Below are 432 nucleotides of genomic sequence, written 5' to 3'. Positions count from 1 at the left end.
GGCCCCGGGCGGAGCCCGCGCGGGGCGCGTCAGGGCTTGGGCGCGTTCTGGCCGAGGGCGATCTTGAGCAGGTCGGCCACGGTGTTGGCGTTGAGCTTTTCCATGATGTTGGCGCGGTGCGCCTCCACGGTCTTGATGCTGATGCCGAGGTCGTCGGCGATCTGCTTGTTGAGGCGGCCGGCGACGATGCGCTCGAGCACCTGCGCTTCGCGGCCGGTGAGCTTGGAGAGCAGCGCATCGCGGCTGGCGGCCTGCTGGTGGCCGGCGAAGGATTCGCGGGCGCGGTCGAGCATGCGGTCCACGAGGCCGACGAGTTCCTCTTCGTTGAAGGGCTTCTGGATGAAGTCGAGCGCGCCCTTCTTCATGGTGTTCACGGCCATGGGCACGTCGCCGTGGCCGGTGATGAAGACGACGGGCAGCGGCGACTTGCGT

The 432-nt window shown here is 68.5% G+C and carries 1 protein-coding gene; it reads right to left on the bottom strand.

Translation table 11 applies throughout. The annotated features are described in order from the left end of the window. Positions 1-29 precede the first annotated feature (29 nt). On the bottom strand, positions 30-432 hold a 403-nt coding region (locus tag FJV41_RS57455; RefSeq protein WP_141649635.1), incomplete at its 5' end, for a response regulator transcription factor.

It is taken from the genome of Myxococcus llanfairpwllgwyngyllgogerychwyrndrobwllllantysiliogogogochensis (assembly GCF_006636215.1).
GTDB classification, from domain to species: domain Bacteria; phylum Myxococcota; class Myxococcia; order Myxococcales; family Myxococcaceae; genus Myxococcus; species Myxococcus llanfairpwllgwyngyllgogerychwyrndrobwllllantysiliogogogochensis.
Note: the sequence above shows the minus strand (reverse complement) of the source record. Positions and strands in the feature narration are given on the sequence as shown.